Source organism: Rhodococcus sp. GQ147 (assembly GCF_059759155.1).
Map to the genome: position 1 here is coordinate 1 of NZ_JCAXDU010000067.1, position 783 is coordinate 783.

The following is a 783-nucleotide window of genomic DNA, read 5'->3' on the forward strand; positions in this document are numbered from 1 at the left end:
CTCGTGTAGAAATCCACGAGCTCGGTCGGACGGTAGTGATCGGGGCTCAGGTGACCGCCGGTCACGGTCATGATTTGCGTGGAGGCAGTGCGATGGTTCAGGCCACGCGCCTTGAACTCGTCGGCGTGCCGGTCCTTCGGCGTGGTGGTGTCCTCCGGTAAGGCCCAGAACTTGAAGTGCATGGCGACGTAGTCGTTCATCGGCCCCGCGAATGGTGCGCAGCCGCGAATGTTGCCGCGGTCGCCCCGTACGCCACGCCGTGCCACCGGCGGCGGTGCCAGTCGTGAACGATTCCTCACCAGGCTGCGTTACGGGCGGGTCGGCTAGCGGATGTTGCGTTCCGGTCGGTTCTGGCGATGGTCGTGAGGGCTGACAGGAACGTGCCGTTGCACTGGACCGTCACTCCAGCGTGCGGCGATCCCTAGCGGTTGCCGATGCCGCAGCACGACATACCATCACGAGAGCCCTCGGGGAGGGGGCTAACGAATCGAGGGGAACAATGACCACGACCATCGGCGAACCCGGCCGGCGACATGCAGTTGAGAAGAAAGAGAAGAAGGTCAGCAATTTCCGGCCAGACCTCGAAGGAATGCGCGCGGTCGCAGTCCTCGCCGTCTTCGCCGATCACCTTCTCGGATGGCCCACAGGCGGCTTCGTCGGCGTCGACATATTCTTCGTGCTCTCCGGCTTTTTCATTACTGGCCTACTACTTCGAGAACGCACGGAAAGCGGAACGATCTCTTTCCCCAACTTCTATATCCGACGAGTGCGGCGAATCATCAG

2 protein-coding genes are annotated in these 783 nt (G+C 62.2%); one reads left to right on the forward strand and one right to left on the reverse strand.

All coding sequences use genetic code 11. The features are described from left to right. On the reverse strand, window positions 1-200 hold a 200-nt coding region (locus tag AC6CID_RS25045; protein ID WP_498354672.1), incomplete at its 3' end, for a hypothetical protein. Window positions 201-499: 299 nt separating this feature from the next. Between AC6CID_RS25045 and AC6CID_RS25050 the strand changes: the two genes are divergently transcribed. Beyond that, on the forward strand, window positions 500-783 hold a 284-nt coding region (locus tag AC6CID_RS25050; protein ID WP_498354673.1), incomplete at its 3' end, for an acyltransferase family protein.